Annotated in this window: 7 protein-coding genes and 1 pseudogene; 7 read left to right on the plus strand and 1 reads right to left on the minus strand. The window is 69.6% G+C overall.

The features are described from left to right. Positions 1-16: 16 nt before the first annotated feature. The 5 genes from ACIBK0_RS40950 (at position 17) to ACIBK0_RS40970 (ending at position 5074) form a co-directional block, all read left to right on the plus strand. Entirely contained in the window at positions 17-793 is a 777-nt protein-coding gene (locus ACIBK0_RS40950) for an IclR family transcriptional regulator (protein WP_399091880.1), read from the plus strand. A 317-nt stretch (positions 794-1110) separates the two neighbouring features. Then, positions 1111-1449 carry a dihydroxyacetone kinase subunit DhaK gene (locus tag ACIBK0_RS40955; protein WP_399091909.1) on the plus strand — a complete coding sequence of 113 codons (339 nt, stop codon included), beginning with the start codon at positions 1111-1113 and terminating at the stop codon, positions 1447-1449. Between the two features lie 99 nt (positions 1450-1548). Next, a complete protein-coding gene (gene dhaL / locus ACIBK0_RS40960) occupies positions 1549-2175 on the plus strand; it encodes a dihydroxyacetone kinase subunit DhaL (RefSeq protein WP_399091883.1) in 627 nt (208 codons plus the stop codon). A 149-nt stretch (positions 2176-2324) separates the two neighbouring features. Continuing rightward, positions 2325-3266 carry an aldo/keto reductase gene (locus ACIBK0_RS40965; RefSeq protein ID WP_399091912.1) on the plus strand — a complete coding sequence of 314 codons (942 nt, stop codon included), beginning with the start codon at positions 2325-2327 and terminating at the stop codon, positions 3264-3266. Between the two features lie 95 nt (positions 3267-3361). Next, positions 3362-5074: a dihydroxyacetone kinase subunit DhaK gene (locus ACIBK0_RS40970; RefSeq protein ID WP_399091886.1), complete on the plus strand. Its 1713-nt coding sequence runs from the start codon at positions 3362-3364 to the stop codon at positions 5072-5074. A 160-nt stretch (positions 5075-5234) separates the two neighbouring features. Here the strand turns inward: ACIBK0_RS40970 and gap are convergent, their stop codons facing one another. Further along, positions 5235-6233, minus strand: coding sequence for a type I glyceraldehyde-3-phosphate dehydrogenase (gap, locus tag ACIBK0_RS40975; protein ID WP_399091889.1), 999 nt, complete (start codon positions 6231-6233; stop codon positions 5235-5237). A gap of 303 nt (positions 6234-6536) precedes the next feature. On the opposite strand from gap, the gene ACIBK0_RS40980 reads away from it, so the two are divergent. Together ACIBK0_RS40980 and ACIBK0_RS40985 are read left to right on the plus strand one after the other, a co-directional pair. Continuing rightward, positions 6537-6851 carry a transposase gene (locus ACIBK0_RS40980; protein WP_399091892.1) on the plus strand — a complete coding sequence of 105 codons (315 nt, stop codon included), beginning with the start codon at positions 6537-6539 and terminating at the stop codon, positions 6849-6851. Between the two features lie 118 nt (positions 6852-6969). After that, positions 6970-7317: pseudogene (locus ACIBK0_RS40985) on the plus strand (IS1182 family transposase); the annotation flags it as partial.

A 7317-nucleotide genomic window follows, 5' to 3' on the forward strand; every position in this document is an offset into this window, starting at 1 on the left:
TGAATCGGAGATTTCGATGGTCCAGGCCGTGCACAGGGCAGTGCAGATCTTGCGGGAACTTGCCTCAGGCGGTCCCCGGCTGGGCGTGACTGAGCTGGCCGACCGGTTGGGCGTCGCAAAGCCCACGGTGCACGCACTGCTGCGCACACTGGAGATCGAGGGCCTGGTCGCACAGGACCGGGACAGCTCGAAGTACCAGCTGGGGCCGAATCTCGTGCAGCTGGGCAACGCCTATCTGGATACGCAGGAGCTGCGGACACGGTCGTTGACCTGGGCGGACGGTCTGGCCAACCGAACCAGGGAGGCCGTGTGGGTGGGAGTCCTTACGGGTGACCACGTACTGATCGTCCACCATGCGTTCCGCCCTGAGGGGGCGGTGCAGATTCTCGAGGTGGGCGCGAGCATCCCGTGGAACACGTGCGCCCTGGGCAAGGCCATCGCAGCGTCGTCGCCGGCGACCGTGCGGGACGGCCTGCTCGCCGGGGAGCTGGCGGTGCTCACCGGCGCCAGTATGACCGACCGGAAGGCGCTGGCAGGCCACCTGGAGGAGGTCCTCAAGGCCGGGTACGCGGTCGAGGACCAGGAGTCGGCCATCGGGGATGCGGGCATCGCCTCGCCGGTCTTCGACCGCTCCGGCGAGGTGGCGGGCGCCATCGGCATCGTCGGCCCGGTGGAGCGCATGCTGGGCGAGTCCACGCGTCAGGAACTCGCCGTGGCGGTGCGGGAAACCGCCCGCAATCTCTCCCGCGACCTGGGAGCTCCGCGCCGGGCCGCCTACGCCCCGGGCGCCTAGGCGCCCAGCCCCGCATCGCGGCCTCGGCCCGGCGCGGCGTGCGGCCGAGCGAGTGCTGAGCCTCTTGACAGGCGTGAAACGTGGGCCTAACTTCCGGAACAACGTTCATCAATAATGAACAATTCCGGAGAGGGTGGATCGTCCGGTTCCCCCACATGGCCGCCGGGTTCCGCCCGAACAGGAGGACCCGGCGGCTCCTCCCCTTCACAGCCCGCATTGCGCGGAGGAGGTGAAGCGTCCGTGCCGGCGTCGGCACCGGGCGCCGTCAGATGGAAGAGAACTCCTGCCCACAGAGGCGCCTCGCCGAGACGCTGGGGATGGCCGTGCTGGTGTTCATCGGCGTCGGGTTCGTCCCCGCGCTCGCGATCATCGGCCGCGGTGCCCCGTTGGCCGTGGCACAGCTGGGAATGATGTCGCTCGCCTTCGCCGCTGCGGGCATCACGATGGTCTACGCCGTGGCAGGCGTCCTCGCCGCGAAGAACGTGACCATCGCCCGCTGTTTGGTGGGCAACTACGTGACCAGTCTGGACATGACGGGTGTCCCCATCATGGTGTGCAAGGCCGATGCCGACATGCTGTCCCTCTGGGACGCGCCCGTGAACACCCCCGCCCTGCACTGGGGGCCTGAACCGGGTCGGGGGCGGGGCTGTGCATGAGGCGCGGCCAGGCAGAGGCAGCCGTGTGAACTGCGCCCCGCCCCCGGCTCTTCCCACCACCGATCCCGTATTCACCGCTCATTGAACGGAGACCCCTCCATGGATATCGACCTCGCCCGCGCGTGGGTGCAGGCCATCGCCGCCGCCGTGGACCAGCACAAGGACCACCTCACCCAGCTCGACTCGGCCATCGGCGACGCCGACCACGGCGTCAACATGCACCGCGGATTCACTGCCGCTGCCGCTGCCGTATCGGACCTCACCCCCGACGCGGTCGGAGTCGTCCTCACCAAGACCGGCACCACCCTCATCTCCACCATCGGGGGCGCCTCGGGACCGCTGTACGGGGGCGCATTCCGCGCACTGGGCAAGGCCCTGGACACCCCTCTCGCTGACCCGCTCGCGTTCGTTGAGGCACTCGCCGCCGGCCTGGAAAGCATCCAGAAGCTGGGGGCGGCCGTCCCCGGCGACAAAACGATGATCGACGCGTACGCGCCCGCCGTGGCCGCCTTCGAGGAACAGGCCCGTCAAGGAAGCGACTTCGCCGCAGCGGCAGCGGCTGCGGCCGACGCCGCAGAAGAGGGCATGCGCGCCACGACACCGATGCAGGCACGCAAGGGCCGCGCCTCCTACCTCGGCGCCCGCAGCATCGGCCACCAGGACCCCGGTGCCGCCTCCACCGCCCTGATCTTCCGCGCCCTCGCCGACACGGCGGCGAATGCGTGACCGACCGCCACACCCACACACGGCATCAAGCGGCTCCCGGTATCGGCCTGGGATGACCCTCCCTTGCCCGGCGCCTCCTGCGGCCCACTGTCACAAGAACTGCCAAGAGGGTTTTCTCAAATGAGTCTGAGCTCCGGGCGGCCTCGCCCCTGCGGATCGGTCTGGGTCTGGCTGCCGCCGGCCGGCCCGGGTACATCACGCTGGGCCGGCACGCGGATCTGCCCGCCGTGCGCTCGGCCGAAGCCCTCAAAGAACGGGCCTTTGCCCTGATGGACGCGGCCTATGCCCACGGAGTGCGCTACTTCGATGCCGCCCGGTCCTACGGACTGGCGGAAACGTACCTCGCCCAGTGGCTTCAGGCCCGTCCCGACGTCACGAACCTCGTGGTGGGCAGCAAGTGGGGCTACACCTACACCGCCGACTGGCAGATCCAGGCAGATGTCCACGAGGTCAAGGACCACAGCACTGACGCGTATGACCGCCAAGTCGCCGAGACCCGCGCCCTGCTCGGAGGCCGGCTCCACCTCTACCAGATTCACTCCGTCACCCCGGACAGTCCCGCACTGACCGACACCGCCCTGCATGAGCGGCTGGCACGGCTGAGGGAAGAAGGAGTGACCGTCGGCCTGTCCACCAGCCGCCCCAGCCAGGCAGACACCATCCGCGCAGCGCTGTCCGTCACGGTGAGCGGAAGGCCGCTGTTCGGTAGCGTCCAGACCACCTACAACCTGCTGGAGCCTGCCGCGCGCGGCGCTCTCGCCGAAGCACACGACGCCGGCTGCGTGATGATCATCAAGGAGGCGCTGGCCAACGGCCGCCTGGCAGAGCCCCACCTCGCGCCCGACATGAGCGCTCTGCGCGAGATCGCCCAGCAGGAGGGCGCCTCGTGCGATGCCGTCGCCCTCGCGGCCGTCGCCGCGCAGCCCTGGGCCGACGTGGTGCTCTCCGGAGCCGCCACGGTCGATCAGCTCACCAGCAACCTCGCCGCAGCGCGCGTTCATCTCAGCCCCACCCAGCTTCAGCGGCTCACCGAGCCTGCCCAGCACTCCGACGCCTACTGGACGCACCGATCACAACTGGCCTGGGCCTGAGCCGCACCGCCAGCCCCCTCAGCTGACCTCAAACACCCCACCGCCTTCAGGTCGCTGATCCATCCACCCTCGCTTTTCCAACGGAGCTTGCCCCCATGACGTACTTCCTTCCGCAAGCCGACACGGTCCTCAGCGCCGCACGCGGTCTCGCCCTGGCCCACCCCGGCCTGATCGAAGTGAACAGCAGCCCTCTGTACCTGTGGGCCCGCAAGAGCAACCCCAACCGCACGGTCGCGCTGGTCTCGGGAGGCGGCTCCGGCCACGAACCGCTGCACACCGGCCTGTTGGGCCCCGGCGGCCTCGACGCCCTGTGCCCCGGCGAAATCTTCGCCTCCCCCCACAACCGGCAGATCTACGAGGCCGGCGCGGCCGCCGCAAAGAGCAACGGCGTCCTGCTCATCATCAAGAACCACACCGGCGACGTGATCAACTTTCAGATCGCGGCGGAACGCCTTCGCCACGACGGCATTCCCGTAGCCACGGTCCTCGTCGACGACGACCTGGCCACCGACAACACGGACACCGCGACCGGCCGCCGAGGCACCACCGCAACCGTGGTCCTGGAGAAGCTGCTGGGAGCCTTCGCCGACCAGGGCGCCAAACTGGAGGACCTCGCCACGCTGGGCGCGGACATCGTCGCGCGCTCCCGCAGCCTCGCTGTCGCGGCACGAGCCCAGACCTCACCCTCGACCGCAGCGCCGGCCTTCGACCTGAGCCCCGGCACGCTCGACTACGGTGTCGGAATCCACGGCGAGCGCGGCACGCGCACCATCGACCACCGCCCCGTCGAGGAGCTCGTCCGGCAGATGACCGACGATCTGCTCGAGGCCCTGCCCGCAGGGCACGACAAGGTCCTGGCCGTCGTCAACGGCCTGGGCGCCACGACCAGCCTGGAACTGCACGCCATCGGCTCGATCCTGCACGACCTGCTGACGGCCCGCGGCATTACACCCCTGGCCATCTTGCCCGGCACGTTCACCGCTGCCCAGGACATGGCCGGCTTCTCCATCACCCTCACCCATATGAAGGCGGAGTGGGCCGAGCTGTGGACGGCACCTACCGAGACGCCGCTGCTCCTTTCCCCTCTCACCCTGGCCCCGGACACCGCGGCGAGTGTCGTAACCGAACCGGCCGCCACCCCCGTGCACGCGGGCGAGCAGACCCCGGCCGGCCGGGCCGTCCTCGACCGCTATTCGGAGATCGTCTCCCAGGCTCATGACAACCTCACCGCCCTCGACCAGCTCGTCGGCGATGGCGACTTCGGCGACAACCTGGTCGGTGGCGTGCGCCGGGCGGTCAAGAGGAACGAATCGGCGACCGACGGCGTGGCCGCCCTGGCCGAGGCCTTCCTCAACGACGTCGGCGGCACCAGCGGCCCGCTCTTCGGACTCCTCTTCCAGGACCTGGCCACCGTTTCCTGGTCCGACAACCAGGCGCCTGATGCACTGTCCGTCGCCGACGCAGCGAAATCCAGCCTCGCCGCCATCCACCGGGTCGGCGGAGCCAAGGTCGGCGACTGCACCCTCGTGGATGCACTCGCTCCCGCCATCGGCGCCTTGGCCAAGGCCGGCCGCGAGGCTGCCGACAGCCCCTTCACCGCCGCCGCCGAAGCGGCCATCCAGGGCGCCCTGAGCACCGCGTCCCTCACCCCCCGACGCGGCCGCGCCAGCTACGTGGGCCAGCACGCCATCGGAGTGCCCGACCCCGGCTCCTTCGGCGTGGCACTGCTGTTCACCGCGCTCGCCAGCGTCTACGAGCCGGCCACCGCAACGCGCCTGCCCGACCCCCAGCGCATCACCTCGCCCTGACCGGACCGCGCGGGTCACGCCGACCATTGCCACAGGTTCGGTACGGCACTCCCGGCCACAGGCCCGTTCTCTGCGTCCAAGGCAGCAAAGCCGCCCAGGCAACGGGTTTTCCAACACAGCGACGCTCGAAGAGCGCCCTTGACCGCGCCACGGCGCCCGGTCAGCGGCTGGCGAGGAACTCCAGCGTGTCGATCACTCGGTTCGAGAAGCCCCACTCGTTGTCGTACCACGCGACCACCTTCACGTGGCGGCCGTCGACCCGGGTAAGGGCCGAGTCGAAGATCGACGAGGCCGGATTACCCACAATGTCGGACGACACGAGCGGGTCGTCCGAGTACTCGAGGATGCCGGCGAGCGGCCCCTCCGCCGCGGCGCGGTATGCCGCCACCACGTCCTCGCGCGTCACGTCACGGGCGACGGTCGTGTTGAGTTCGACCAGCGAGCCCACCGGCACCGGCACGCGGATCGAGTCGCCCGACAGCTTGCCGTCCAGGCTCGGCAGCACGAGACCGATCGCCTTGGCGGCGCCAGTCGTGGTCGGCACGATGTTGACACCGGCGGCCCGAGCACGACGGGCGTCGCGGTGCGGACCGTCCTGCAGGTTCTGCTCCTGCGTGTAGGCGTGCACCGTCGTCATGAACCCGTGCTCGATACCGGCGAGTTCGTCGAGGACCGCGGCCAGCGGCGCGAGCGCGTTGGTGGTGCAGGAGGCGTTGGAGACGATCGTGTGCAGGTCCGGGTCGTAGGCGTCGGTGTTGACCCCGAACGCGAGCGTGACGTCGGCGCCGTCCGACGGTGCGCTGACGAGCACCTTGCGCGCGCCCGCGTCGAGGTGAGCGCGGGCGCCCTTGGCCGAGGTGAAGCGGCCGGTTGCTTCCAGGACGATGTCGACACCGAGTTCGGCCCACGGCAGCTTCCTCGGTTCGCGCTCGGCCAGCACCGTGATCCGACGGCCGTCGACGACGAGGGCGTCCCCGTCGACGGTCACCGGGCGCCCGAGCCTGCCGGCCGTGCTGTCGTAGGCGAGCAGCCGGGCGAGAGTCGCGGGCTCAGTGAGGTCGTTGACAGCGACGATCTCGAGGGCGCTGTCGCGCTCCAGAAGCGCGCGCAGCACATTGCGTCCGATGCGGCCGAATCCGTTGATGGCGATGCGAGTCATGAGTGATGTCCCTTCCGTTCGCCACCAGGCTCGCCCGCGGCTCTCGCCGTTGACAGTGGCGAGATCGCCACGGTTCAAAAGGATCCCGCCACACGGTGCTACCGTACTTATTCGCAGTGCACCGGTCTTCAGGACTCTGCTGAGGAAGGCGTGATTCGAGCAGGCGGGTGTCGTTGGTCCTCCATCGTTGCTGTGATCGTGGGAGGGCCGAGAAGGATGTCGCTGGAGCCTCGGGCTGACGTGGGGGTGCCGGAGCTTACGGCCCGGGTGGTACGGGCCGCGTTTCCTAATGGGACGCTCGCGGTGCGGATCCGTGAGGCGCTGGGCCCGCTGTTTGAGGACGCGGCGTTCGCCGGGGCGTTCCCTTCACGCGGGCGTCCTGCAGTGTCACCGGGGGCGTTGGCGCTGGTGTCGGTGTTGCAGTATGCGGAGGGGCTGACCGACCGGCAGGCCGCTGACCAGGTGCGGGCCCGCATGGACTGGAAGTTCCTCCTCGGCCTGGAGCTGGATGATCCCGGGTTCGATGCCTCCGTGCTGAGCCTGTTCCCGCCCGTCTCAAGGGCGGTGGCCGGCAGCGGACCGATTCCACGCACGTGCTGGCGGCGGTGCGGACGCTGAATCGGATGGAGTTCGTCGGCGAGACGCTGCGGGCCGCGCTGGAAGCTCTGGCGGTCGCGGCCCCGACCTGGCTGTCCGGCCTGATCGACGCGAGTGGGCCGAGCGCTATGGGCCACGTGTGGACGACTACCGCTTCCCCAAGGGTGAAGAGGTCCGTGAACAGTGGTCCCAGCAGGTCGGACGAGACGGGTTCTTCCTGCTGGAAGCGGTCTACGCTCCCACGGCTCCGGGGTGGCTGCGGGAGATCGAGGCGGTGCAGGCCCTGCGGGTCTCCTGGGTCCAGCAGTACCACCGCGACGAGAGGGGGGTGCGCCGGCGGGAGGGCAAGGATCTCCCGCCGGTTCATCACCGGTTGTGCTCGCCCTATGACTCCGATGCCCGTTACGGGATCAAGCGCGGCTCGGGCTGGACCGGCTACAAGGCGCACCTGACGGAGACCTGCGAGCCGGACGCGCCCCATGTGATC

It is taken from the genome of Streptomyces sp. NPDC050564 (assembly GCF_044457265.1).
GTDB lineage: Bacteria > Actinomycetota > Actinomycetes > Streptomycetales > Streptomycetaceae > Streptomyces.